Origin of the sequence: Sphingobium sp. Z007, from assembly GCF_900013425.1 — a bacterium.
Classification (GTDB): Bacteria; Pseudomonadota; Alphaproteobacteria; order Sphingomonadales; family Sphingomonadaceae; genus Sphingobium.
In genome coordinates this window covers 289,462-315,945 of record NZ_FBXK01000005.1, presented here as the reverse complement: position 1 = coordinate 315,945, position 26,484 = coordinate 289,462, and the positions used below count along the sequence as shown (strand labels likewise).

At 64.6% G+C, this 26,484-nt stretch carries 20 protein-coding genes, 1 tRNA gene and 1 pseudogene; 16 read left to right on the top strand and 6 right to left on the bottom strand.

Translation table 11 applies throughout. The features are described from left to right. Positions 1-73 precede the first annotated feature (73 nt). From ilvD to CEQ44_RS09440, 3 genes are all read left to right on the top strand, one after another. Positions 74-1,924 carry a dihydroxy-acid dehydratase gene (ilvD, locus tag CEQ44_RS09450; protein WP_088183118.1) on the top strand — a complete coding sequence of 617 codons (1,851 nt, stop codon included), beginning with the start codon at positions 74-76 and terminating at the stop codon, positions 1,922-1,924. Positions 1,925-2,076: 152 nt separating this feature from the next. Continuing rightward, on the top strand, positions 2,077-3,591 hold the full coding sequence (locus tag CEQ44_RS09445) for a hypothetical protein (protein ID WP_088183119.1): 1,515 nt from the start codon (positions 2,077-2,079) through the stop codon (positions 3,589-3,591). Between the two features lie 154 nt (positions 3,592-3,745). After that, positions 3,746-4,804: a helix-turn-helix transcriptional regulator gene (locus CEQ44_RS09440; protein ID WP_088183120.1), complete on the top strand. Its 1,059-nt coding sequence runs from the start codon at positions 3,746-3,748 to the stop codon at positions 4,802-4,804. Between the two features lie 49 nt (positions 4,805-4,853). Here the strand turns inward: CEQ44_RS09440 and CEQ44_RS09435 are convergent. Next, positions 4,854-4,929 (bottom strand) — tRNA-Thr (locus CEQ44_RS09435). A 190-nt stretch (positions 4,930-5,119) separates the two neighbouring features. Between CEQ44_RS09435 and CEQ44_RS09430 the strand changes: the two genes are divergently transcribed. Continuing rightward, positions 5,120-6,430 carry a hypothetical protein gene (locus tag CEQ44_RS09430; RefSeq protein WP_088183121.1) on the top strand — a complete coding sequence of 437 codons (1,311 nt, stop codon included), beginning with the start codon at positions 5,120-5,122 and terminating at the stop codon, positions 6,428-6,430. 314 nt (positions 6,431-6,744) lie between these two features. Then, the gene (locus CEQ44_RS09425; RefSeq protein ID WP_088183122.1) at positions 6,745-11,409 is read left to right on the top strand and encodes an NAD-glutamate dehydrogenase domain-containing protein; all 4,665 of its coding nucleotides are present in this window, start codon (positions 6,745-6,747) and stop codon (positions 11,407-11,409) included. A 171-nt stretch (positions 11,410-11,580) separates the two neighbouring features. Here CEQ44_RS09425 and CEQ44_RS09420 read toward each other — a convergent pair whose 3' ends face one another. Then, positions 11,581-12,573, bottom strand: a complete 993-nt coding sequence (locus tag CEQ44_RS09420) for a VacJ family lipoprotein (protein ID WP_088183123.1) — start codon at positions 12,571-12,573, stop codon at positions 11,581-11,583. 285 nt (positions 12,574-12,858) lie between these two features. Between CEQ44_RS09420 and CEQ44_RS09415 the strand changes: the two genes are divergently transcribed. The 7 genes and pseudogenes from CEQ44_RS09415 to CEQ44_RS25285 form a co-directional block, all read left to right on the top strand. Then, positions 12,859-13,503, top strand: coding sequence for a PepSY-associated TM helix domain-containing protein (locus tag CEQ44_RS09415; protein WP_088183124.1), 645 nt, complete (start codon positions 12,859-12,861; stop codon positions 13,501-13,503). Between the two features lie 13 nt (positions 13,504-13,516). Then, entirely contained in the window at positions 13,517-14,050 is a 534-nt protein-coding gene (locus CEQ44_RS09410; RefSeq protein WP_088183125.1) for a DUF2271 domain-containing protein, read from the top strand. Positions 14,051-14,063: 13 nt separating this feature from the next. Then, entirely contained in the window at positions 14,064-14,963 is a 900-nt protein-coding gene (locus tag CEQ44_RS09405) for a DUF4198 domain-containing protein (protein ID WP_088183126.1), read from the top strand. A gap of 110 nt (positions 14,964-15,073) precedes the next feature. Continuing rightward, on the top strand, positions 15,074-15,937 hold the full coding sequence (locus CEQ44_RS09400; protein ID WP_088183127.1) for an FAD:protein FMN transferase: 864 nt from the start codon (positions 15,074-15,076) through the stop codon (positions 15,935-15,937). 273 nt (positions 15,938-16,210) lie between these two features. Continuing rightward, positions 16,211-16,738 carry a DUF192 domain-containing protein gene (locus CEQ44_RS09395; protein WP_088183128.1) on the top strand — a complete coding sequence of 176 codons (528 nt, stop codon included), beginning with the start codon at positions 16,211-16,213 and terminating at the stop codon, positions 16,736-16,738. 50 nt (positions 16,739-16,788) lie between these two features. Then, positions 16,789-17,187, top strand: a complete 399-nt coding sequence (locus tag CEQ44_RS09390) for an NADH:ubiquinone oxidoreductase subunit NDUFA12 (protein ID WP_088183129.1) — start codon at positions 16,789-16,791, stop codon at positions 17,185-17,187. Then, a pseudogene (locus CEQ44_RS25285) lies at positions 17,184-17,603 on the top strand (DUF2155 domain-containing protein); the annotation flags it as partial. The gene CEQ44_RS09390 and the pseudogene CEQ44_RS25285, both read left to right, overlap by 4 nt. A 35-nt stretch (positions 17,604-17,638) precedes the next feature. Here CEQ44_RS25285 and aat read toward each other — a convergent pair. Then, positions 17,639-18,391 (bottom strand): leucyl/phenylalanyl-tRNA--protein transferase, encoded by a 753-nt coding sequence (gene aat / locus CEQ44_RS09380; protein ID WP_088183136.1) that lies wholly within the window; start codon positions 18,389-18,391, stop codon positions 17,639-17,641. A gap of 100 nt (positions 18,392-18,491) precedes the next feature. Between aat and CEQ44_RS09375 the strand changes: the two genes are divergently transcribed. The 3 genes from CEQ44_RS09375 to CEQ44_RS09365 all read left to right on the top strand — a co-directional run bounded on the left by CEQ44_RS09375 (position 18,492) and on the right by CEQ44_RS09365 (position 21,712). After that, complete coding sequence (locus CEQ44_RS09375) at positions 18,492-19,769, top strand: dipeptidase (protein WP_088183130.1); 1,278 nt, start codon at positions 18,492-18,494, stop codon at positions 19,767-19,769. 118 nt (positions 19,770-19,887) lie between these two features. Further along, complete coding sequence (locus tag CEQ44_RS09370) at positions 19,888-20,388, top strand: energy transducer TonB (RefSeq protein ID WP_088201812.1); 501 nt, start codon at positions 19,888-19,890, stop codon at positions 20,386-20,388. Between the two features lie 124 nt (positions 20,389-20,512). Continuing rightward, positions 20,513-21,712: an IS256 family transposase gene (locus tag CEQ44_RS09365; RefSeq protein WP_037542386.1), complete on the top strand. Its 1,200-nt coding sequence runs from the start codon at positions 20,513-20,515 to the stop codon at positions 21,710-21,712. Positions 21,713-22,059: 347 nt separating this feature from the next. Here the strand turns inward: CEQ44_RS09365 and CEQ44_RS09360 are convergent, their stop codons facing one another. Further along, positions 22,060-23,094 (bottom strand): LD-carboxypeptidase, encoded by a 1,035-nt coding sequence (locus tag CEQ44_RS09360; protein WP_088184502.1) that lies wholly within the window; start codon positions 23,092-23,094, stop codon positions 22,060-22,062. Between the two features lie 2 nt (positions 23,095-23,096). Next, a complete protein-coding gene (locus tag CEQ44_RS09355; protein WP_088184501.1) occupies positions 23,097-23,540 on the bottom strand; it encodes a cupin domain-containing protein in 444 nt (147 codons plus the stop codon). A gap of 67 nt (positions 23,541-23,607) precedes the next feature. Here CEQ44_RS09355 and dapE point away from each other — a divergent pair, with 67 nt between their 5' ends. Then, positions 23,608-24,747, top strand: coding sequence for a succinyl-diaminopimelate desuccinylase (gene dapE, locus CEQ44_RS09350; RefSeq protein ID WP_088184500.1), 1,140 nt, complete (start codon positions 23,608-23,610; stop codon positions 24,745-24,747). Between the two features lie 41 nt (positions 24,748-24,788). On the opposite strand, the gene CEQ44_RS09345 is transcribed toward dapE, so the two are convergent. Then, on the bottom strand, positions 24,789-26,474 hold the full coding sequence (locus tag CEQ44_RS09345) for a bifunctional diguanylate cyclase/phosphodiesterase (protein WP_088184499.1): 1,686 nt from the start codon (positions 26,472-26,474) through the stop codon (positions 24,789-24,791). Between the last annotated feature and the right edge of the window lie 10 nt (positions 26,475-26,484).

Genomic DNA, 26,484 nt, shown 5'->3' with positions numbered 1-26,484 from the left:
GCGGAAGAATATGTTTCACACCATCGTCCCATCGCTGTAGAGCGGCGGCAAACCTAGTCGAAGGACCGTTGCAATGCCCGCCTACCGCTCTCGCACCACCACCCACGGCCGCAACATGGCGGGTGCGCGCGGACTGTGGCGCGCGACGGGCATGACGGACTCCGATTTCGGCAAGCCGATCATCGCGATCGCCAACAGCTTCACCCAGTTCGTGCCGGGCCATGTCCACCTGAAAGACTTGGGCCAGCTCGTGGCGCGGGAGATCGAGGCGGCGGGCGGCGTCGCCAAGGAATTCAACACCATCGCGGTCGATGACGGCATCGCCATGGGCCATGGCGGGATGCTCTATTCGCTGCCCAGCCGCGATCTGATCGCCGACAGCGTCGAATATATGGTCAACGCCCATTGCGCTGATGCGATCGTGTGCATCTCCAATTGCGACAAGATCACGCCGGGCATGTTGATGGCCGCCATGCGCCTCAACATCCCCGTCGTCTTCGTGTCGGGCGGGCCGATGGAAGCGGGCAAGGCGACCGTGCGCGGTAAGAAGGTCGCGCTCGACCTGGTCGACGCCATGGTGGTCGCCGCCGACGACAGCTATACCGACGAGGAAGTGCAGACGATCGAGCGCTCCGCCTGCCCCACTTGCGGGTCGTGTTCGGGCATGTTCACCGCCAATTCGATGAACTGCCTGACCGAGGCTTTGGGCCTGTCGCTGCCGGGCAATGGATCGACGCTGGCCACCCATGCCGACCGCGAACGCCTGTTCCGCGAGGCGGGGCATGTCATCGTCGACATCACCAAGCGCTATTATGAGCAGGATGACGAGAGCGTCCTGCCGCGCAACATCGCCAATTTCGCCGCGTTCGAAAACGCCATGAGCCTGGACATCGCCATGGGCGGTTCGTCCAACACGGTGCTGCACCTGCTCGCCGCCGCCTATGAAGGCGGGATCGACTTCACCATGGCGGACATCGACCGCCTGTCGCGCCGGGTGCCATGCCTGTGCAAGGTCGCGCCCGCCAAGAGCGACGTCCATATGGAGGATGTCCACCGCGCCGGTGGCATCATGGCTATATTGGGCGAACTGGAACGCGCGGGCCTGATCGATTCCAGCCTGCCGACCGTCCATGCGCCGACCATGGCCGCCGCGCTCGCGCGCTGGGACATCGGCCGCACCAATAGCGAGGAAGTGCGCAACTTCTATCGCGCGGCCCCCGGCGGCGTGCCGACCCAGACCGCGTTCAGCCAGTCGGAGCGCTGGGAAGAGCTGGACACCGATCGTGAGAATGGCGTGATCCGTTCAGCCGAACATGCCTTTTCCAAGGATGGCGGGCTGGCTGTCCTGTTCGGCAATCTCGCGCCCGAAGGCTGTATCGTGAAGACCGCGGGCGTGGACGAAAGCATCCTCGTCTTCCACGGCCAGGCCCGCGTCTATGAGAGCCAGGACGCCGCCGTCGCAGGGATTTTGGGCAACGAAGTCAAGGAAAAGGACGTCGTCGTCATCCGCTATGAAGGTCCAAAGGGCGGTCCCGGCATGCAGGAAATGCTCTATCCCACCAGCTATCTGAAGTCGAAGGGACTGGGCAAGGCCTGTGCGCTCATCACCGACGGGCGCTTTTCCGGCGGCACGTCGGGCCTGTCGATCGGCCATGTGTCGCCCGAAGCGGCCGAAGGCGGCCTGATCGCGCTCGTCCAGACCGGCGATCCGATCGTCATCGATATCCCCGCCCGCGTCATCAAGGTCGACCTGGACGACGCCCTGCTGGCCGAACGCCGCGCCGAAATGGAAGCGCGCGGGGCCAAGGCGTGGAAGCCCTTCGGCCGCAAACGCGAAGTGTCGCCCGCCCTGCGCGCCTATGCCGCGATGACCACCAACGCGGCCAAGGGTGCCGTGCGCGACGTCAGCCAGATCGAGCGCTAATCCCATCCTTCCGCCATCCGAGTGATCGACAGCAGCGCCCCGCTGCGTAATTTTTCGCGGGGTCACCCGGTTAGGGTATGCGCAAGCGCTGTGCCGCCGCCACATCTTCCCCGTCCGTTGCCAGGGTACAAGCGCAACTAACGGGGGGACTTATGAAATTGACGATGTGGCGAACCGCCATAAGCGGTGCGATGCTGTGTGCCGCCACGGCCGCAGGGGCGCAGCAAGGCGAAATCAAGGATGGCGCAACCGATTACGGCAAAGTCCTGACCGCGATTTTCATCTTCGATAATCTGGATACCGACCCTGTCACCGGCGCGGATATCGAAAATCCCGATCCCATCCTGTTCCGCGAAACGCTGGTCACGCCCAGCGTTACGCTGGACCATATCTCCTACGATGTGATCCGCAGCCGGTACGGTACTTACCTCAACAGCACGCAGACTTTGGCCGACGGCACAGCGCGTTATGGCCTGGACTATTTCGCCAGCGACAGCAGCATCAACGGCGCCGTCATCCATGGCGACTATCGCGAGGAATATCAGGAATCCGGCGGTCCTTTTTCGGCCTATCAGGATGAGAGCGGCGCCGACTTCTATGTGTTCAGCGTGGCGCTGCCCTGCGCTTCGACGGGCGCGGCCGATCCTACGCTGCGTGAAGACGGAGAGCCGGTGGAGCTTGGCCTGGGCGCGGCAACCACCGACTATTACGGCATCCAGTTCGCGGGCGCCTCGCCGACCCAAGCCTATAATGCCTATCAGCAATTTCTGTCTGGCGGCGGCGTCGATGCCGGCGCCACCGCTTATTATGGCTCCCAGCAGTTCAATGCCCAGCAATGGCGCGAATCCATCTACGGCTGCTCCGTCAGCCAGGCCGCGGTGAACCCGTTGGTGGGCAACAGCCGGTCGCTCCAGTTTGATATGGCCGCCAGCGGGCTCGACCTCGCCCGCGGTCCGTCGATCGATCCGGACGACAATCACTGGGGCTTGGGATTCCGGGTCGGTCGCGTGTCTGAATCCGGTAATCGCGGGATGCAATATGATGTGAACATCTCCAAATCCTGGCGCCTGTTTGAAGGCAGCCGCACGCGGCTTGTTGTGGACGTGCCACTGACGATTGAGGATTTCCGGGGGGCGACGCGCTATCGCGGCTATGCTTCGGTCGGCGTGCATCATCCGATCAGCAGCATCTGGTCGCTGGAACCACGGATTGCGTACGGCTTCGTCGACGCCAAGCAGAACCGGATCGACGGCCAGATACTATCGACCTCCCTCGCCAGCCGCCTGACTTTCCAGAATATCGGGCGTGGCGCGCTGACCGTCGGCAACATGATCGGCTGGACAAAGGTTACCAAGATCAAGTTCGACGGCACACATATTGATGCGAAGACGAGCAATGCCGTGTTCCGCAACGGCATCGCCTATGATCTGCCGATGGCCGGTCGTATCGGAGGCCGTCAATCCTCCGCTCGCGCCAGTTACATGCACAGCTACTTCACGGGCGATAAGCTGTATGCCAAGAACCTGCATGAAGGGTCGATATCCCTAGGCATCCGATCGCGCGGCGACAGCGTACGTAATAGCTTCGAGGTGCTGCGCATCGGCGCGATGGGGAGGATCGGGTCGGACTATAAGTCCTGGCACGTCTTCTTCGGCTATCGCTTCTGAATGGACAGAGTGTCGGTGGGGCGACGGCCTCTATCGACACCTTAACTGCCGGGCCACCATGGTCCGGCAACCATAAGATATGGGACGACAATTATACGCGCCTACGCTGGCAAGCGCCCTACGCCTTCGTTAAGCGAGTGCGGGGGGTGCGACAATGCTGGTTGATTCCATTTACGAAGCGGCAGTCATGCCGGAGCGCTGGGAAAATGTTCTCGATGCTTTAGCCGCGCGGTTCCATGCCAAGGGCGGCATGTTGATCCGCGCGTCGGCGACCGCGCAAAAATCCATCTGCTCTCCCAATATCCGGGAAACAGTGACGGCATTTGAACGCACGCCCCTGGTGTCGCAGAATGTGCGTGTGGAGCGCCTGGTCGCGCGCCCGCCTCATCCCGGATTCCTGACCGATCTCGATCTGGTGACGGAGGAGGAAAGCCGCACCCTGCCCATCTATACCGACTGGCTGATTCCGCTTGGCGCGCATGTCGGTGCGGCGACGTTGATCCATGACGCGCCCCAGACTTCGCTGCTGATGTCGCTGGAGGGGCTACCCGGCCATGCCGAAGCACGCGCATCGATCCCAGCGCTGGATGCGTTGCGCCCACATGTGGCGCGATCGGCGATGTTGAGCGCCCGCTTCCATTTCGAACGCATGCGTTCCGCTATCGACGCGCTGGGTATTGCTGGCGTCGCCGCGGCGATCATAGACGTGTCGGGCCGCTTGACGGCGGCCAACAGCGACTTTGAGAGAAATATGGCAGGGCTGATCGGCGCGCGTGGACGACTATTGCTGCCGACCGCGGCGACGGCGCAATTCGATCGCGGCCTGGGGCAACTTCCGGCTGTAGGCGCATCGATCGGCCTGCGGTCGAGCGGCGATCGGTTCCGGGTAATGCACATGATTCCCGTCAGGGGCGACGCACGCGACATATTCACCGATGTGGCCGCTTTCCTCATTACCGTCGACCCCACGCGCCGCGACGCGCCAGGCACGGGCCTGCTACAGGCTCTGTTCGACCTGACGCCAACCGAAGCTCGTATCGCCGACGCCATGGCCATCGGCGAATCCATCGCCGACATTGCGCACGGAACCGGCACCTCGATCGAAACAGTGCGCACACATCTCAAGGCGATTTTCGGCAAGACCGGCGTCAACCGCCAAGCCGACTTGGTCGCGATGTTGGGCAAGGTCGGAAGGCCTATCGGCAACGCTTGATCCGCAAGCTGATCGCCACACATTATTGGGTAGATTGCGTCACAGTAAATGGTGCCGCTTACAGGACTCGAACCTGTGACCCCCGCATTACGAATGCGATGCTCTACCAACTGAGCTAAAGCGGCGTTGGGGCGGGCAGATAACAGCGGACGCAGCGAAGGACAAGCGGACATTGCTCACCCCGCCCCTTTTTTGCAGCCCACGCCGCGGCCCCACGTCCTGCCCGATCGCGGCCGCCCTGTTTACACGAAATTTACCATCCCGTGCCAAAGTCGAATCCCGGAATAGTGTTTTGACTTGAGGTAGGACGATCGGATGGACAGGCTGCGGGGGCATGACGCCGCCAATGACGAGGACGATTTCGACTATGCCGGCGACGCGCTGATCGAAACACCGCCCGCCGTCATTTCCGACGAACGGCGCATGCAGGTGCGCGCCTATAATTATTGGGCGTCGCTGCTGGGCGATCGCGCCCTGCCCTCGATCGAGGATCTTAACCCCGATCAGCTGGAGGATTTCGGCCCGTATTCGGTGCTGCTCGACTTCAGCGTCGGCATGGACAATCCCGCCATCGTCTATCTGGGTGCCGCGCTGCGCCAAGAGTGCGAGATTGAGGGCACGATTGACTATATCGATGACGTCCCCGCCCGATCGCTGCTGTCGCGCCTGACCGACCATTATCTGCAGATCATCGCTAATGCCGCGCCGATCGGCTTCGAAGCCGAATTCGTCAACCAGCGCGGCGCAGAGATCATGTATCGCGGCATATTGATGCCCTTCTCCTCCGATGACGAGACGATCGACTTCGTGTTCGGCGTCATCAACTGGAAGGAACTGGCCAGCCGCAGCCTGTCCGATGCGCTGGAACTGGAAGTCGACGAAGCGATTCGCAGCGCGCCCGCCGCGCGCGACGCCGCGCCGATCTGGGCCGACGGCCCGGCCGCGGACCAGCAGAGCAACAGCCTGGCGTTCGACATCGATGAGGATGAGGACGACACACTCGACCTGGCCGGCATGGAATGCCCAACGCAGGACGCGCCGCTGGCCGACTGGCTGGCGCTCGCCCGCGACGGCGCTGCGCGCGTGCGCATCAGCGAAGCGCGCAGCCACGCCGCCCTCTATCGTGCGGTCAGCCTGTCCTACGACTTCGCCCAGGTCGCGCAGGTCCGGCCCGACGACTATGCAGAACTGCTGCACGATTATGGTATCAAGGCGCAGGCGCGCAGCCCCATGACCGCGGTTATCAAACTGGTCTTCGGCGCGACCTATGACAAGACGCGCATCACCGAATATGCCACCGCGCTTGAACATGCGCTGGCTGCCGGCCTCAGCGTCGGATCGCTCGCCGCCTATCTATCCGCTTACGCCGGCGGGTTGAAGGCGCTGGTGCGGGACGAACGGGCGCTGCGCCGGTCGCAGAAGCCGGCCAAGCCCGATCGACGGCAGATCGCCCGCGATACGGTCAAGGTCGCCGCAGCGCTCGATCCGGTCGCGGTCGCCACCGATGCGGACGGCCTGGCCGTCGTCATCGCCAGGCGGGAGGCCGATGGCACGCTGGCGATTGTCGCCGCGCTGCCGGAAGGTAGCGACCTCAACCAGAAGGTCATCAGCGCCGCTGCGCGCTGACCGGCGGCATCTCCCGCCGGGGCGCCTTCACCATTCATGGTAAAATGCCGCCAATGACACCGCATCGACGCTCGACATGCGGCGCGGGCTGAACGATAGTCGCCCCCGATGACAGGCCCCGCGCCCTCCGCGCGGGCCATGATGCATATCGTCATTTAATTTCAAGAGTCAGAAATTTTATTTCCCCCAAGGGTTGAGCCGACTCCCCGCCCGGCGCATATAGGCGCTCCTAAAGCCGAGGAGTCGCATGGCGGCGATCCAGCGCCTCCTCCGTTAAGATCGAAGCGGTTGGAACCGCGTTGAGAGGTGAGCGAATGACGGCGCTGGCGGAAGCGAAGAACAAGGAAGTCGACAAGACCATTTGTGAGGCGCTGGAAGGCGCGCTCAGCCGGGGTGCCCTGCCCGGCGAAAGCGAAGGATTTGACGCGGCTGCGCTGACCGCCGCCGCCGCTTTCCTGGGACGCGCCGCCAACGGGCGCAAGCCGGGCCAGGCGGCGATCATGGTCGAAACGCTGGGCGAAGGCGCCAATGGCCGCTTCATGCGCCTGGCCATCGTCAATGACGACATGCCGTTCCTGGTCGATTCGATCGCCAATGCGCTGGCCGCCGCCGACATCACCATCCACCGTCTGTTCCATCCCGTGCTGTCGGTGACGCGCGATGGGGACGGCGCGCTGTCCGCCATATTGGATGACGACACGCCCGGCGCGCGGCGCGAATCGATGATCTACGTCGAAACCGACCGCGCCGACGCAAAGGCGCGCCGCGCGCTGGAAAAGGCGTTGCAGGAAACGCTGGCCGACGTGCGCGCCGCCGTGGCGGACTGGCCCAAGATGCAAGCGGCCATGGGTGCCGACGCCGACGCCGTGCCCGACGAGGAAGGCGCGGCGCTGCTGCGCTGGTTCCTGGCGCGGCACTTTACCCAGACCGGGCATGAGATTATCCAGCGCGACGGCAGCAGCAGCGCACCGCTCGGCATCTGCACCCGCCATGACAAGCCGCTGATCGCGCCCGCCTCGCTGGAGGCTGCCTTTACCTGGTTCGAGGAAGGCAAGCGCACCCCGCTCATCATCAAGTCCAGCCGCATTTCGCGCGTTCATCGCCTGGTGCTGCTCGACCTCGTCATCGTGCCGCTGCGCGAGGGCAAGGAGGTCAAGGCGCTGTCGATCCACGCCGGCATGTGGACCAGCACGGGCCTGTCGGCGACCCCGGACAAGGTGCCGCTGCTCCGCTCGGCGCTCTCGACGCTGATGGACAAATTCGGCTTCGATCCGCTGGGCCATGCCGGCAAGACGCTAGCCCATGCGCTGACCGCCCTGCCGCACGACATCACCATCGGCTTCGACCGCGAAACGCTGGAGCGGCTGGCGCTGACCTTCATGTCGCTGACCGACCGGCCACGCCCCAAGCTGGCGCTGGCCACCAGCGCGCTGGCGCGCCATCTCTACGCCTTCGTCTGGCTGCCGCGCGACGAACTGTCGACCGCCCGCCGCGTCGCGGTGCAGGATATGCTGGCGCAGGCGGCGAACGGTCCGGTGCTCAGCTGGTCGATCGCGCTGGAAGAAGGCGGCCTGGCGCTGCTGCGCATCACGCTCGACCTGCGCGAAGGCGGCGTGGTGCCCGATGACGCCGCGCTCGACCGCCAGCTCAAGCAGATGGTGCGCGGCTGGGTGCCCGCTGTCGAGGAGGCGCTCGCCGAAACCGAGGAAGGTGGCCGCGCCGCCGCGCTGGCGCAGCGTTTCGCCCCCGGCTTCCCGCTCGCCTATCGCAACGGCGCTGGCCCGGTCGAGGCCGCGATCGACATCCGCCTGCTGCACGGCCTGTCCGGCGACGGTGACAAGTCGATCCGCATCTACCGCAATGCCGAAGACAGCAGCGAGCGGCTCCGGCTCAAACTCTACAGCAGCCATACGGTCGCCTTGTCCGAAGTGGTGCCGGTGTTCGAGAATTTCGGTTTCCGCGTGATCGAGGAAATGACCACCGCCATCGATGGCGGTGCGCTGGGCCATGTCCAGCGTTTCGTGCTGGAACTGCCGGCCGGCGGCGATGCGCAGGCGGTCATCGCCCGCGCTGACGTCGTCACCGAAGCCATCGCCCAGGTGCTCGAAGGGCGTGCCGAAAACGACCGGTTCAACGAACTGATCGTCACGGCCGGCCTGTCGCCACGCTCAGTCGTGCTGTTCCGTGCGCTCTACCGCTATCTGCGTCAGACCGGCATGGCCTATGGCATGGCGACCTTCGCCGAAACGCTGCGCAAGGCGCAGGGAGTCACCGCCAACCTCATCAGCCTGTTCGAAGCGCTGCATAATCCGGCGACGCAGGATGGCGCCGCGACACGCATCGCCCATGCCCAGGAGGAAATCGACGCGGGCTTGGAGCAGGTCACCGCAATCGACGAGGATCGCGTGCTGCGCCTGCTGCGCGCCGTCATCACCGCCACCCTGCGCACCAATTTCTACGCCCCCGCTGCGCAGGAAGCGCTGGCGTTCAAGCTCAACAGCGCACAAGTGCCCGGTCTGCCCGCGCCGCTGCCCTGGCGCGAAATCTGGGTCTATTCCCCCCGTGTGGAGGGCATCCACTTGCGCGCTGGCCCGGTCGCCCGCGGCGGGCTGCGCTGGTCCGACCGGCGCGACGATTTCCGCACCGAAATATTGGGCTTGATGAAGGCGCAGCGGGTCAAGAATGCCGTGATCGTGCCGACCGGCGCTAAGGGCGGCTTCTATCCCAAGCAATTGCCCAGCCCCCAGGTCGATCGGGACGCCTGGCTGGCGGAAGGCACCGAAAGCTACCGCATCTTCATCCGGTCCCTGCTGTCGATCACCGACAATATCGTGAAAAACAAGGTGAAGCACCCGGCGCAGGTCGTCATTCATGACGGCGACGATCCCTATTTCGTCGTCGCCGCCGACAAGGGCACGGCCACCTTCTCCGACGTCGCTAACGCGATCGCGCTGGAGCGCGACTTCTGGCTGGGCGACGCCTTCGCCAGCGGCGGCTCCAACGGCTACGATCACAAAGCGATGGGCATCACCGCCAAGGGCGCCTGGATTTCGGTCCAGCGCCACTTCGCGGAAATGGGCGTGGACGTGCAGAGCGAACCGGTCAGCGTCGTGGGCTGCGGCGACATGTCGGGCGACGTGTTCGGCAACGGCATGTTACTCAGCAAGGCGATTAAGCTGGTCGCCGCGTTCGACCATCGCCACATCTTCTTCGATCCCACGCCCGATCCGGCCAAGAGCTGGGAAGAGCGCAATCGCCTGTTCGCCCTGCCCCGCTCCAGCTGGGACGATTATGACAAGGCGCTCATTTCGAAGGGCGGCGGCGTTTTCCCGCGCAGCCTCAAGCGAATCGCGCTGACGCCGGAAATGCAGGCCGTGCTCGACGTCACGGACAAGGAAATGGAACCGGCTGCGCTGATCTCCGCGATCCTCAAGGCGCCGGCCGACCTGCTCTGGTTCGGCGGCATTGGCACCTATGTGAAGGCTGCGGCGCAAAGCCACGGGGACGTCGGCGATCCCGCCAACGACCGCCTGCGCGTCAACGCCGAACAGTTGCGCGTCAAGGTCGTAGGCGAAGGCGCTAACCTCGGCACCACCCAGGCCGGCCGCATCGCCTTCTCGCTCCATGGCGGCCGGATCAACACCGACTTCATCGACAACAGTGCGGGCGTCGATTGTTCGGACAATGAAGTGAACATCAAGATCGCGCTCAACAAGGAGATGATCGAAGGTCGCCTGCCCTTCGAAAAACGCAACGCCTTGCTCGAAAGCATGACCGATGCCGTTGGCGAGATCGTACTGGAGGATAACCGCCTCCAAGCGCTCGGCCTCTCCATTGCCGAAGCGGGGGGCGCAGCCGACCTCGCGTCCTATGTCCGCCTGATCGAGACGTTCGAGGAAACCGGCCGGCTCGACCGCCAGGTCGAAGGGCTGGCCGCCAACGACCAACTGCTACGTCGCGGCCAGGACGGGCAGGGGCTGACTAGGCCCGAACTGGCCGTGCTGCTCTCGACCGCCAAGCTGGCGCTTCAGGATGCGATCGAACATGGCGACCTCGCCAGCGACGCGGGCATGACCGGCGAACTGATGGCCGCCTTCCCCACTGCGATGCAGAAAAAGGAAGCCGACGCCATCGCCGCCCATGCGCTGCGCAAGGAGATCATCGCCACCAAGGTCGCCAACCGCATCGTCAACCGCCTCGGCCTCATCCATCCGTTCGAACTGGCGGAGGAGGAAGGCTGTTCGATGGCAGACCTCGCCAGCGCCTTCCTGATCGCCGAACGGCTCTATGACATCGGCACACTCTGGGCGGATATCGATGCGGCGGACATGTCGGAAGGCGCTCGCCTCGCCCTTTTCAGCGACATCGCCGGCGGCATGCGCGCGCAGATCGCCGACATATTGCGCGCCCTGCCGGCCGGCACGCTGCCCAGCGAAGGCTATGACCGCCTGTCCAAGGGCGTCGGCACGCTGGCCGCCCAGGTCGATGATCTGCTGACCAGCGAGGCGCAGCGCCGCACCAATGCGGTCACCGACCGGCTGCTCGGCCTTGGCTCGCCCGAAACGCTGGCGATGCGCACGGCCGGGCTGTTCAAGCTGGATGGCGCAGTCGGCATCGCCGCGCTCGCCGCGCGCATGGGCGTGGAGGAAGTCGCGCTCACCCGCGCTTTCACCCATCTGGGCGAAGCGGTCGGCATCGATTGGGTCCAGTCTGCCGCCGCGCGCATGGAGCCGACCGATCCGTGGGAACGGCTGCTCATTTCCGGCGTTGCCCGCGACATGCAGCAGGTGCGGCTCGATTTCCTGGCCCATGGAAAGGGCAAGGATATCGCCACCTATGTCGAGAATTGGCTGGAGGCAAAGGCAGCCCGCGTCCGCCAGTTCCGCACGCTGGTCCAGCGCGCGAAGGCCGCCGCTACTCCCAATGTCGCGATGCTCGCTGAAATCGCAGGCCAGGCGCGCGGTCTGCTGGGACGCTGATCTTCCACCAGCAAAGAAGAGGCGCTATCCCAAGCGGATAGCGCCTCTTCTTTGCGTTGTTTGCCGGATATTAGGTAACTTTGTGATCCGTTCGTTTCGAGCGAAGTCGAGAAGCGGATAGCCCCGTGCTCGCGTTTCTAGACTTCGCTCGAAACGAACGGGCATAGAAACCTATGGCTGCGGTGCGTCCGTCGCCGGTTCGGCGGCGTCATCGTCCGCATAGGGGTCCGGCAACACAACCTTGGGCGCGCCTTTCTTGCCCGGCGTGCGCAGGGCGTCGCCATACATAGGCACGACCGGTTCGTCCGATACCCGCCCGTGCAGCGCTTCTATCTCCGCTTTGCGCTGTTTCAGATACAGCGTCTTATAGACAGTGTAGGGATCGTCTTCGTCGCGGATCGCGGTGATCGTCTCGTCGAACGCGGCGCGTTCGCCTAACTGGTTCAGGATGGTCGCGGGAATGACATAGACGGGCTTGAAGAATTTGCCGCCCAAGGCAAAGGGCATGATCATTTTGTCGGCGGTGTCGCCAATGATATCGCGCAACGTGGTCGGTCCGAAAACTGGCAGATACATATAGGGGCCTGGCCCCACGCCATAGAAACCCAGCGTATTGGCGACGCCATTCTCGCGATGGGGCAGGTTGAACGGCTTGCGCTTGGCGACGTCGAACAGGCCGACGAAACCCAGCGTCGAATTGACGCCGAAACGCCCGGCCGTCTCCACCGCCTTGCCCGGCTTGAATTGCAACAGATAGGCGGCCGCGACGATCGGTTCGCCCAAGTTGGAGAAGAAATTGCGCAACCCCTTGCGCACCGGGCGCGGCAGGCCCTTGTTATAGGCCTTCGCCACCGGCTCCACGACCGCCTTGTCGACCGACTGCACCGCCTCGAAACTCTTGGCGTTGATCTGCTCCAGCGGATCGCCCTTGGGCGCGCCCTTGTCGCCAGTGACGACGATGTCCTGCGCCGCGTCGCCCTGCGGCGCAGGCGGGGCAGCGGCGGGAGACTGCGCGGGCACTGGTGCCGGATCAGCGGGCGGAACCGACGGCGCGGCATCCTGCGCCCCAGCCGCGACCTCCGCAGCCACGGCCAGTTGCGGCGCAGCGGCCTGCGCCTGCGTTCCGATCATCATCATTCCCGCAGCGACGGCCGGCAATAGCATAGTCATGTCCTAGCAGCAGCCACGCGCTCTCCTTCGCGCGGCTATCGAGAGCCATGACGTCCCGGACATATTTAATCCGTGTTACATCGGGCATAGAGTGCGGCTAGAGGTGGTGGCCATGATCGTCAATAGCAAGGCCGCGCCGCAGAACGGCCGCGATCAACCGCTGCCCCACGCGATCAGCCGCCTTACATTTTGATACACATATCCTGATGCGACTCGTTTGCAATTGCGAGTCGTTCGCGTTATGCGGTGCACTTCTCATCGCAGGACCCATCCCGCCCCATGCACGGAACCGCCCGCATCCAGACTGCCAGAAAGAAGAGCGCCAAGGCGTTCTGGATGAAGCAACTCCATACCTGGCATTGGGTGAGTTCGGCCGTCAGCCTGATCGGCCTGCTGCTTTTCGCCTTCACCGGCATCACTCTCAATCATGCCGCCGATGTCGAAGCGTCGCCGCAAACCGTCGAGAAACGTGCCACCCTGCCCGCCACCCTGCTGCAACAGGTCGCGGCCGACGATGCGCCCGACACGAAGAAGCCCCTGCCTGCGCCCGTCGCTGCCTGGGTCGAACAATCCGTGGGCCAGGCAGGGCTCGGCAATGCGGAATGGTCCGCCGACGAAATCTACCTGGCGCTGCCCCGCCCCGGCGGCGACGGCTGGGTGTCGATCGACCGACATAGCGGCGCGGTCACCAGCGAAAGCACCAGCCGGGGCTGGATCAGCTACCTCAACGATCTGCACAAGGGCCGCAATGCGGGCGGCGTGTGGAAATGGTTCATCGACATCTTCTCTGTCGCCTGCTTCGTCTTCGCGCTGACTGGGCTGGTGCTGCTCCAGCTCCATGCCAAGAAGCGGCCCAGCACCTGGCCGCTGGTCGCGATCGGCCTCGCCCTGCCCGCGCTTCTCGCCATCATCTTCATCCACTAAAGGGGACACACCCATGCAGATCAGCCATCGCCTGGCTCTGACCGGCGTCGCAGCGCTCGGCGCAGCCGGGGCCGCTACTACGCCCGCCGCTGCGCAGACGCTGAACCTCAGCGTCAATATCCCGCGGCTCTCCGTGGCCGAATATCACCGACCCTATGTCGCCATCTGGATCGAGAAGGAGGGGGCAGCGCCCCGCACCCTGTCGGTCTGGTATGATATCGACAAGGCGAAGGGCGAAGGCACGAAATGGCTGCGCGACGTGCGCCAATGGTGGCGCGCTTCGGGCCGGTCGCTCAGCTTCCCGGCCGACGGCGTTTCCGGCGCAACCCGCGCGCCGGGCGACCAGAAGATCGCCTTCACCGCCGGCAAGGGGCCGCTGGGCGCGCTCGGCCCCGGCAACTACACCTTGATCGTGGAAGCCGCACGCGAAGTGGGCGGACGCGAAGTGCTGCGCCTCCCCTTCGCCTGGCCGCCCAAGCCCGGCGCGACGGTCAAGGCGCAGGGCAGCAGCGAACTGGGCGCCGTCGCCCTCACCTTCGGCAAATAACGGGGATTAAACCATGAAAAGCAGATTTCTGATTGCAGGCGCGCTTGCCGCCCTGATGTTTTCCGGCGCGGCGCAGGCGCATCGCCAGTGGATGCTGCCGTCCTCCACCACCCTGTCCGGCACCGAAAGCTGGGTCACGGTGGATGCGGCCATTTCCAACGACGTCTTCTATTTCGAACATTTCCCGATGGGCACCGACAATATCGTCGTGACCGAACCGGACGGCGCCGTGGGCAAGATCGATAATGCCGCCAAGGGCCGCTACCGCTCCACCTTCGACGTGCACTTGACCAAGCCGGGCACCTATCGCATCGCCAGCGTCTCGACCGGCGTGATGGGCAGCTATATGCTGAACGGCAAGCAGGAACGGCTGCCGCGCGGCACGACCAAGGACAAGCTGGCCAGCGTTATCCCCGCCGGCGCGACCGACGTGCAGACCGCAGAAGCGTCCAACCGCAACGAGATTTTCGTGACGCTGGGCGCGCCGACCGCGAACCTCTTCAAACCCACCGGCAGCGGCATCGAGCTGGTCCCCGTCACCCACCCCAATGACCTGGTGTCGGGCGAAGCGGCGACCTTCCAGTTCCTGCTCGACGGCAAGCCTGCCGCAGGCCTGAAAGTCACGGTCATCCCCGGCGGCATCCGTTATCGCGACGCGCTGGGCCAGATGGACCTTGTCGCCGACAAAGACGGCAAAGTCGCCATCACCTGGCCGCAGCCGGGCATGTATTGGCTGAACGCCAGCATCGGCGACGGCCGTGAAGGCGGCCCCGGCGGCCCCGGCGGGGAAGCTGGCGCTGGCGGTCCGGGCGCTAAGCCCAGCGCAGGCGCCCCGCCCGCGCCCCGCCCCCAGGCCGGCCCGCCGCAGCGCCGCGCCGCCTATATCACCACGCTGGAAGTGCTGGCCCCCTGAACCCGGCCAATCCCTATGGCACCCGAATCGCGATAGCGCCCGGCCTGTCGCCCGACCAATTTGTCGGGCGACAGCGCCGCGGCGCTATCGTCACTTATGGCGGTCCCACCATGGGGACCAGCTGGTCGGCGCAGATCGTCGATCCGCCCGCCCGTTGTGAAAGCGCCATCGAAGCCGTGCTGGCGCGCGTCATAGACCAGATGAGCAATTGGGAAGCGGATTCCGCGATCAGCCGCTTCAACCGCGCCGCCGTAGGCGCATGGATGCCGCTGCCCGCCGACATGCTGACCGTGCTGCGCGCGGGACTGGACATGGCGCGGCTCTCGGGCGGCGCTTTCGATCCCGCCATCGGCCAGCTGATCGACCAATGGGGCTTCGGCCCCGGCCTTGGACCGGCCACCGCCTCCGTCACCGCCCCCTGGACTCATATCGAGGTCGAACGGGATCGCGCCCGTCGCCGGGCCGACGTGGCGCTCGACTTTTCCGGCATCGCCAAGGGGTTCGCCGTCGATGCTGCCGCGGCGCAACTGCGCGTCATGGGGGTCGCCAATTTCCTGATCGAAATCGGCGGCGAGCTGCGCGGCGAGGGCATCAAACCCGACATCCAGCCCTGGTGGGTCGATGTCGAATCCCCGCCTGGTCTTGCCGTGCCCACGCTCCGCATCGCGCTGTGCGGCCAGTGCGTCGCGACCTCCGGCGACTACCGCCGCTTCCGCCTAGACGGTGGCGCGCGCTTGTCCCACAGCATCGATCCCGCAACCGGCGCGCCGATCCCGCCTGGCGTCGCCTCCGTCACCGCCCTGCACGACAGCGCCATGCTGGCCGACGCCTGGGCCACCGCCATAACCGTCATGGGACCGGACAAAGGCATGACGCTGGCCACCCGCCACGATCTCGCCGCCCGGCTGGTGCTGCGGACGGACGACGGCGCGGAGGAATATATGACCCCCGCGCTGGCGGCGATGCTGGAGTGATGGCTCTCATCCCGTGATGGGACATGACGGATGTGTTCGTTTCCTTCCCTTACCGCTCGCATTAGCCGGACGCACGTGCGTCCGGCTAATGCGAGCGAAACTCACGTGCGAAGCGTCAGTCGCAGCGGGTGGGCTGTCTCATCATCGCTGCCTAATTCACGCGCGCCGGCGAGAGAGGACAGTCCGCCTCGGTTCGCTCGCCGTCATTTCCATCCCAGCACATTGAAGGTTAATTGCCTCCCAATGCCCCGCGAATCGCATTAGGCAGGATGCATGATCCGCTTCCCCGCCCTTCTCGCCCTCGGCCTGCTCGCCGCCTGTTCCAGCCCGCCGCCATCGCCCGAAAACAACGCGCAGGCGCAGGCCGTCGTCGCCACGCTGCCGGTGGTGATCCGCGCCGCCAAGGGCGTGCATCGGTTCGACGTCGAAGTGGCCGCCACGCCGCAGGCGCAGGAAAAGGGGTTGATGTTCCGCAAGGAATTGCCCGAAAACGGCGGCATGCTGTTCCCGATGGACCCGCCGCGCACAGCCAGTTTCTGGATGAAGGACACGCTGATCCCGCTCGACATGCTGTTCGTCCATACCGACGGGACGATCGCTTTCCTGAACAGCAATGCCGAACCCTATTCCCGTATCCCGGTGTCGGCCGGCATCCCCGTCGCCGCCGTGCTGGAACTGCGCGGCGGGCGCGCGGCGGAGTTGGGCATCGCGGAAGGCGATGTCGTGAACTGGGGCGGTTGCGCTGTGCCGGACGGGAAGGTCGCGACCGACCTTAATTTCTGTCCGGCCGTCCCGCGATAGCGCCATATCCTCCTTGCCCACGCTCGCCGCAGCGGCTAAGCGCTTGGCCCATGGGAATCCTCGGCAAGATCTTCACCTGGTGGGATGGCGCGACCATCGGCACCGCTCTCTTCACCTCCCGCAAGGGCAGCAAGGTCGGTGAGGACCATCAGGGCAATATCTATTATCAGGGCGGCACCGACCCTAATGGCCTGACGCGCCGCTGGGTCATCTATAATGGCGTCAACGACGCCAGCCGCGTGCCGGCCGAATGGCATGGCTGGCTGCACCACACGATCGACGGCACGCCTGAGAGCTTCCTGCCCCCGCCGCGCATCTGGGAACGGGAATCGACCCCCAACGCGACCGGCACCGTCAACGCCTATCGCCCGTCCGGCGCGCTTGAAAAGGGCGGCCAGCGCCAGAAGGCGACCGGCGATTATGAGGCGTGGAGCCCCGACGCGGCATGAGCCGGCGTCCGGCGGGGGGCGTCCCGCCGATCCTGTTGCACATCCCCCTGCTGTCCTGCGCGCTGGCCTTGGCCGCGTGCGGCAAGAATGACGTGCCTGCGGGCAACCAGACCGGGCCGGTCAAGGTCCAGGGCGCGCCGATCCGGTCGGGATCGGGCGGCGCGCTGCCGGGCACGCCTATGGCCGAACGCACCGCCGTCATCGGCCTGCTCAACAAGCGCAACGGCCTGACCCGCGACCTCAGCATGAAGCCTGGCGAAGCGGTGCGCGTGGGCGATGCCATCGTGCGGTTGCAGGCGTGCGAAACCAGCGCGCCCTGGGAAAATGTGCAGGAAACCGGCGCCTTCGTGCAGTTGGACGTCCGCAGCAGCGCGGACGGCAAATGGCGGCGCAATTTTTCCGGCTGGCTGTTCCGCGACCGGCCCGACCGCAATGTCGTGCAGCACCCGATCTATGACGTGTGGGTCAGAAGCTGTACGATGGCCTGGCCCGAAACCGGGCCGGATACGGTGATGCTGGGCGCCAAGGGCGAACCGGTTGCAGCGTCCTCGCCCGCGAGCGGCGCGAACGCCAGCTCTGCCGCCGCGCCCGAACCGGCCGCCAATGCGCCCGCCCCGGCCCCCAGCGCCACGCCGCCGGTCGCCGCGCCCAGCAACTGAAGATAATCGCGCTGGCTGATTTCGACGGCGCCCATCGTGCGCAGATGATCGGTCATGAACTGGCAGTCGAGCAAGGCGAAGCCGCCAAAGCGTAGCCGTGCGACCAGCCAGGCCAGCGCCACTTTCGACGCATCGGTGCGGCGCGACACCATGGATTCGCCGAAAAAGGCGCCGCCGATCGCGACGCCATAGAGGCCGCCGACCAGCTCCTCCCCCTCCCACACTTCGATCGAATGGGCGAAGCCGGCTGCGTGCAGGTGGCGATAGGCGGCTTCGATCTGATGGTTGATCCAGGTCGATGGGCGATCGGGCGCGGCCTGTGCGCAGAGCGCCAATATCTGCGCAAAGGCGCGGTTGGCGGTGACGCGGAACCGGTCGCGACGGATGACCTTGGACAGCGAGTGCGACAGGTGAAAGCCGTCGAGCGGGAGGATCGCCCGCCGCTTGGGTTCCACCCAATAGACCTCCGCCGCATCGCGATCGTCGGCCATGGGGAACACGCCGATGGAATAGGCCTGGAGCAGGACGTGTGGGTCGATCATCATTGCAGGCAGGATAGGCAGGGGCGGCGACAGGGGGAAGCCCTGTCCTGCCATCACGGGTGGGTGATTGACTTGATACCGCGCGGCCTTAGCCTTGCGATCCATGAAAACCCTGCCTCTTGCCCTGCTGCCGCTCCTCCTCGCCGCCCCCGCCGTCCAGGCCGCCGCCGATCCCTATGCGGCGCGGGTCGCCAGGGTGCTCAAGGCCACGCCGCTGATCGACGGACATAATGACTGGCCCGAAGCGCTGACCGACAAGGCGAAGGAGCAGCGCTGGACGATGGCGCTCGACCGGTTGGACCCGGCGACCTTCCACACCGACATCGCGCGGCTGCGCGCGGGCGGCGTGGGCGGGCAATTCTGGTCGGTCTGGGTATCGGCCGACCTGCCCGAACTGCAGCAGGTGAAGGATACTCTGGAGCAGATCGACCTGGCCCATAGCTTCGCGCGCCGTTACCCCAAGGATTTCGCCTTCGTCACCACGGCGGCGGAATTGCGCGCCGCGCACAAGGCGGGGCAGGTCGGCTCGCTGCTGGGCGTGGAGGGCGGCGGGCAGATCGACGGCAGCCTGGCCGTGCTGCGCAGCTATCGCGCGCTTGGCGCATCCTATCTGACGCTGACCCACAGCCGCACCATCGCCTGGGCCGATAGCGCGACCGACAATCCACAGCATGACGGGCTGACCCCGTTCGGCGAGGCGGTGGTGCATGAGTTGAACCGGCTGGGGATGTTGGTGGATCTCAGCCATGTCAGCGAGGCGACGATGCTCGACGCGCTGCGGGTCAGCAAGGCGCCGGTGATCTTCTCCCACTCCAGCGCGCGGGCGCTGTGCGATACGCCGCGCAACGTGTCTGACTCGCTGTTGCAGAAGGTCGCGGCCAATAGCGGGATGGTAATGGTCAATTACGCGCCGCAATATGTGTCGGAGGCGCGCCGTATCTGGGGCGCGGCCCGCAGCGCGGAGATCGCCCGCTATAATGCGCCGCCGTTCGGGGGGCTGTATATCGGCGACCCGGAAGCGGCCAAGGCGGCGCTGGCGGCGTGGGAGAGGGCCAATCCCGAACCGGTGGTGACTTTGACGCAGGTTGCGGATCATATCGACCATATCGCGAAGGTGGCGGGCGTCGATCATGTCGGCATCGGCAGCGATTTCGATGGCGTGGGGTCGCTGCCCCAGGGGCTTGGCGGGGTGCAGACCTATCCGGCATTGCTGAGCGAACTCATGCGGCGCGGGTGGAGCGACCGGGATATCGCCAAGCTGGCGGGCGAGAATATACTGCGCGTGATGGCGGCGGCGGAGAAGGTCGCGGCGGCGATGCAGGGCGAACCGGCGGGGAGCGGGACTGCGGCGGGGTTGGATGGCGTTGGACAGGAAGAGTAGGTGGAGGGTGGTGCGGATTTTTTCACCGCCGATCATTTAATTAAGGATCATCTGTTGTAATCTCTTCTATTCAACAGAATTTTTATTTGTAATCTAACATTACTGGGAAACGTATTTCATGCTGACACAAGCGTTTAGCTTAATGCTGTTGGCGGGCGCATCATTGGCATCGCCTCCAAAATTGATCGATGGTCAGAATTTAATTAGTCCATCCGACTATCCAAAAGAATCTCGCACCGAAGGAGAGCAAGGTAGAACCCGCGTCAAGATTTCTGTTAGCCCATCTGGAAAGCAGTATCGATGTGAAACTCTAACATCGAGCGGATTTTCATCTATTGATAAAGCATCTTGTAGAGTTATCATGAATAAAGCGAGATTTATTCATGCCTCAGACGAATCAGGAAAACCAATAACTGGCTTATATTTTATGAATCTCAACTGGAGGGTTTCCAACAGTCGATATCCCATGGCTAGCACCGTATTACCTGATTTGGTTTTTACTGTAGATCGAATACCCAATGGTGCCCCATATGCCTTTTTGACATTGTTTGCATTATTTGATGAGGCAGGAGGGCCGTGTCCCGTTACGTGGTGTAACAGCGTCACCGTTGGGGCGTGAAGCGGAGGGAGCGTAGCGACCGGAGCTTCATGCCCCAACGGTGGCATGGCTTCTGTCTAGGCGGCCATCGCCAATCTTCGGTAGAGTTCGGGTTGCGAAACCAATGAACCTATCGGAGACGACGATGACCACAGACAGAATGGCCCTTATCGAGCTGGTTGAAAAGGGCGCTGATGCAGATCTCGTTCGCGAGATGTTGGCATTTGCCGCTGAGCGAATGATGGAAGCTGAAGTGCAGGTGCTGACTGGTGCCGCGCATGGCGCTCGCGACCCTGCCGGGCGACAGGTCCAGCGCAACGGCTATCGAGAGCGTTCCTGGGAGACCAGGGCCGGCCACATCGAACTGGAGATCCCGCGGCTACGCAAGGGATCGTATTTCCCATCCTTCCTTGAACCCCGTCGGACTGCCGAGAAGGCCCTGACGGCGGTGATCCAGGAAGCCTATGTCCAGGGCATTTCGACGCGATCGGTCGATAATCTCGTGAAGGCCATGGGCGCTACGGGCATCTCCAAGAGCGCCGTCAGCCGACTGATCCAAGAGATCGACGAACGGGTTAACGCTTTCCTCAACAGGCCAATCGAGGGCGAATTCCCTTATCTGTGGCTCGATGCGACCTACATCAAATCGCGCCAGGGTGGCCGGATTGTGTCGACCGCGACGATAATAGCTGTCGGTGTCAGCAACGATGGCCGCCGCGAGATACTGGGCGTCGACACCGGGCCAACCGAGGCCGAAACCTTCTGGAAGGGCTTCTTGCGCTCTCTTGCCGATCGCGGGCTCAGGGGCGTCAAACTTGTCATTGCAGACGATCACAAGGGCCTACGCGCCGCTGCCAGCAAGGTCTTCCACGCAACCCAGCAACGCTGTCGGATTCATTGGATGCGCAATGCGCTCGCCCATGTTTCCACTAAGCAGCGTGCCGCCGTCACCGCCATGATCAAGACAATTTTCGCGCAGGAAACTGCTCAGGAGGCTCATAAGCAATGGCAAACAGTCGCCGATGCCCTGCGTGATCGCGCTCCCAAACTTGCTGAGATGATGGATGGCTCCCGCGAAGACGTCCTCGCCTACACAGCCTTCCCGAAAGAACATTGGCCGCAGATTTCCAGCACAAATCCCCTGGAACGTCTCAACGGAGAGATCAAACGAAGGTCCGACGTTGTCGGCATCTTTCCCAATGACGCGGCCATTGTACGCCTCGTCGGAGCCCTCATGCTCGAACAGCAGGACGAATGGGCCGTGGCTCGCCGATATATGACACTTGAAAGTCTCGCCACCGTCAGCGACAATCCCCTCATCAGTTTGCCCGGCGTGGCAGCCTGATCCAGTCCGATCCTCTACCGAGGATACCCGCTGTTACACCATCCCGCGGGACACGATCAGGCAGGAGTGCCGTCCAATTGTGCCATCGACAAACCAAGTGACATTCCCGCGATCGATAAAATTGCGTGCAGCACCTTCGAAAAATTAGCGGTTCTGATGCCTGCCCAAGATGAAGCGAACAAACCTACAAAATCGGTTCAAATTCTTCGAATAGCTTTCGCACGACCAAACGCCATTGGCTTGGATGATTCCGTCTACAACCAATCGGATATAAAGCCGTGAAGGAAGTTGCCTTTTCAATCATCACGCTATCTGAATGGTTGATCTCCTCCCAGCACTTACCTTCCCTATCTGACCGCCGCCTCCAGCAACCTGATCGTCCCTGCGCTGGCGTCCATTTCTGCGGCCACGCCAAGAGGCAGGCTATATTGGTTGGCGATATGGCCGAACTGGCCGCCCTGGAAGGCGGGAATGCCCAGCGGTTCGAGATGCTGTTGCAGCACTTCCGATAAGGTGAAGCCGCCATAGCTGGCGCCCGCTGGGCCGCAATCGGTGCATTGGCCAAAGGCCACGCCCGCCAACTTGCCCAAGACGCCCGCCAGCGACAGCTGCGTCAGCATCCGGTCGATGCGATAGGGCTGCTCGCCAATATCCTCGATGAACAGGATCGCGCCGGTGAAATCGGGCAGCCAGGGCGTCCCCATCAACGCGGCCAGCACAGTGAGGTTGCCGCCCAGTAGCCGCCCGCGCGCTACGCCGGGGCGGAAGGTGCGGATGCGGCCGCTGCGCTGCGCCAGCCGATCCTCTTGCCCGACCGGGGTGGAAAAGGTCGGCGTCGCCGCGTCGAAGGCGACGGCGCGGAAGGCGTCCCAGCTAAACGCGCCCCAGCCGCTCGCGGCATTGGGACCGTGGATAGTGGTGAAACCCGCCCTGGCGGCGAAGGCCAGATGCAGCGCGGTGATGTCCGAAAAGCCGACCAGCAGCTTGGGATTCTTGCGGATCAGAGCGAAGTCGAGCCGGGGCAGGATGCGCGCGCAGCCCCAGCCGCCGCGCACCGCGAAGACCGCGCGAACCTGTGGATCGGCGAACATCGCGTTGACGTCCGCCGCGCGGTCCGCGTCGGTCCCGGCCAGATAGCCGTAGCGCCCGGCCAGATGCGGCGCGGCCTTGGGCTTCAGGCCCATGGCGACGATCGTCTCCTTGACCAGATCAAGGTCGAACGCGTCGTCGGTGAAGCCCGCCGGTTCGATCAGGCCCACCGTGTCGCCCGCGCGCAGGCGCGGCGGCTTCACCAAGGGCGCAGGCGCGGCGTGCCCCGGTGCGGCCATCGCGGCCAGCATCGCGCCCATGCCCGTGAGCGCGCAGCGCCGGTCGATCTGCATCGTCAATAGCTGCTCCCATCCTTGTGTCGGTAGGCCCCGCGCGACCATAGCAGGTCAATATCGGGGTAATGGCAATCGCCCGTCGGCGGCCGGCCAAAGGCGACGAAGACGCAATCGGCTGCGCTTTCGTTGACCAGATGATGGCCGTTCGGCTCGCCCTTGGGAAAGGCTGCCATGTCGCCCGCCGCCATCGGCGTGCGCGCGCCATCCTCCACCAGCACCGCTTCGCCCGCCAGCATCAGCACAAACTCGTCCTCATCCTCATGCCAGTGACGCTGCGAGGACGCCGCGCCAGGTTTCAGCACGACATGGCTGACGCCGAAATCGCTGAGGCCGTGCGCGGGACCAAGTCTTCGCACCCATCGGCCCTGCACGATCCCGGCATGGGTGGCGGGATAGCCCGTGGCGTTGGTCTGGGCGATGCTGTCCAGGTCGATCCGTGGCATGGGCCTGTCCTCCTGGGGCTGGTCCCAAAAGCTGGCCAACCCGCATGGCTTTCGCTAACGCGGCAACATGAGCATGACCAGCACCAATCAAGATGTCGTGGCCCTCGCCCAGCGCTTGCTGGCCTGCCCGTCGGTGACCCCGGCGACCGGCGAGGTGTTCGCCGTATTGGAGGCGATGCTGGCACCGCGCGGCTTTACCGTGGATCGTTTCACCGTGGGCGAGGCGCCTGACGGGCCGGTGGAAAATCTGCTGGCATGGCGCACAACCGGGGCGGGACCGCATTTCGCCTTTGCCGGGCATCTGGACGTGGTGCCACCGGGGCCGGGCTGGACCAGCGATCCGTTCGCGCCGGAGGTTCGCGGCGACCTGCTCTACGGGCGCGGCGCGGTGGACATGAAGGGATCGATCGCCGCCTTCGTCGCGGCGCTGGACGCGCTGCCCGACGATTTGCCGGGCACGATCAGCCTGATCATCACCGGCGACGAAGAGGGGCCGGCGGTCTATGGCACGCTGGCGCTGATGGACCGGATGCAGGCGCGCGACCTGCGCCCAGACCTGTGCCTGGTGGGCGAGCCGACATCGTCCAAGCAGCTGGGCGACGTGGTGAAGATCGGCCGGCGCGGGTCGGTGAATATGTGGATTCGGGTGGCGGGGAGCCAGGGCCATGTCGCCTATCCGCATCTGGCCGACAATCCGATCCCCAAACTGGTGCGTATCCTGACGGCGATCGAAGCGGAGGTTCTGGACGAGGGGACCGACTGGTTCCAGCCCAGCAATATCGAAATCACCGACCTGGAGGTCGGCAATGTCGCGCACAATGTCATCCCCGGTTTGGCGACCGCGCGCATTTCCATTCGCTTCAACGACCAGCATAGCGGCGCATCGCTGATCGAGCGGATCAAGAAAATAGCGGCCGTTGAGGGCGGCACGGTGGAAGCCAAGATCAGCGGCGAATCCTTCCTAACCGCGCCGGGCGCGTTCAGCAATCTGGTCAGCGGCGCGATCCGCAACGTGACGGGGGTGGAAACGGAGCTGTCCACAACGGGCGGAACGTCCGATGCGCGCTTCCTGTCGCGGATTTGCCCGGTGGTGGAGTTCGGCCTAAACAACGCGACCATGCACAAGCTGGACGAGGCGGTGGCGGTGCAGGATCTGCGGGATTTGGTGCGCATCTATGCACTGGTAGTGGAGCGTGCACTGGGTTGAGTGGCTGGACGTTTGGTCGCTGACGACCCGGAAGCCCACCCCTAGCCCGCGTCGCGGACCTGGCCCCTCGGCTGCGCGCCGAACTGCGCCAGATAATCCTGCTCGCCCGTAGGCCGCGCGAGGTGATAGCCCTGGAACAGGGTGCAACCGATGACGCGTAGCACGTCCATCTGCGCTTCGCTCTCGATCCCCTCGACCACCACTTCCATGCCCAGCCCCTGAATGAGGCCGACGACGGCGGAGCAGATGGTGCGGGCTTCGGCGGAGGTGGCGATGTCGCGGACAAGGCTGCGGTCGATCTTGACCCGATCGACCGGCAATTCCTTCAGCCGCGACAGGTTGGAATAGCCGGTGCCGAAATCGTCGATGGCAACGCGCACGCCGTTGCGGCGCAGCGCGCGGAGCTGGTCCAACACGCGCGGGTCCATCTCCATCGCCAGCGATTCGGTTATCTCCAGCTCCAGCATGGCGGGCGGCGTGCCGTGCGTCGCAATGGCGTGGCGCAGGCGCAGGAAGAAATCGGGCTGCGCCAGTTCGCGGGTGGAGATGTTGACGGCTATGCGCTGATGCACGCCGGTCTGCGCCCAGCGCGCGGCGGTCTGGCACACGCGGCTCATCACCCAGTCGCCCAGCGCGACGATGGCGCCGCTTTCCTCCGCCACCGGCACGAAGGCGCCGGGCATGACGAGGGCGCGCTGCGGGTGCGCCCAGCGCACCAGCGCTTCGGCTGACACCGCGCGGCCGCTGGCGACGTCGATCTGCGGCTGGAATTCCAGCAGAAATTCGTCCCGCTCCAACCCGCGCAGCAGATCGCGCTCCAGCTCGGCGCGGTCCTCCGCCGCCAGCGCGAGCGCGTCGGTGTAGATTTCCGCCCTACCCCGCCCCTGATGCTTGGCATGATACATGGCGATATCGGCGGCGCGCAGCAGGTCTGCCAGCGTCGCGCCATGATCGGGATAGCAGGCGATGCCGATCGATGCGCCCAGGTCCACATGCTGACTGCCGAGGTCGAACCGTTCGCCTAGCGCGAACTGGATGGCGCGCGCGATCCGCTGCGCCGCGGCCGGGCCGGACAGATGCGGGAAGAACATGGTGAATTCGTCGCCCGCCAGGCGACCGATGACAGCGTCGCCGCCGCCTGCAGCGACTTGCGCCATCACGACTTCGCGCAGGCGGCCCGCAACCCGCGCGAGCAACTGGTCGCCCGCGGCATGGCCCAGCGTGTCGTTGACTGCCTTGAACCCATCGAGATCAATGAAGAAGAGCGTGGCGAGGCCATGATCGTCGCGCTCCGCCAGCAGCCGTTCGACCTGGCGACAGAAGCTGGTGCGGTTGGCGAGCCCCGTGATCTGGTCGAACAACGCCAGCGTCTGGACATGGTCGAGATTGGTGCGGACCTGGCTGAACAGGCTTTCCATCGCGACTGACAGGTCGGGCAGTTCCCGCCCGATGTCCCTGGCGACGGGCGATTGCAGGTCGCCATGGGCGGCGGACAGAAGCCGGTCGGTCGCGGCGTCGATGGCGGTCGCGGTAGTCGCGATGGTGCGCCGGGCCGACGCCCAGCTCATCGTGCCGCACAATATGGCGATGATGAGCGCGCGGCCGACCTGGATCAGGTCATCTGCCTGGCCCGGCGTGTAGCCCAGCACCAGCGAGAGGATGAACACCAGCGCCCCTGCGGCACAGGCGAAGGCGGCAGCGCGGCTTTTCAACGTCACGCCCTGCATGTGCCTCCCA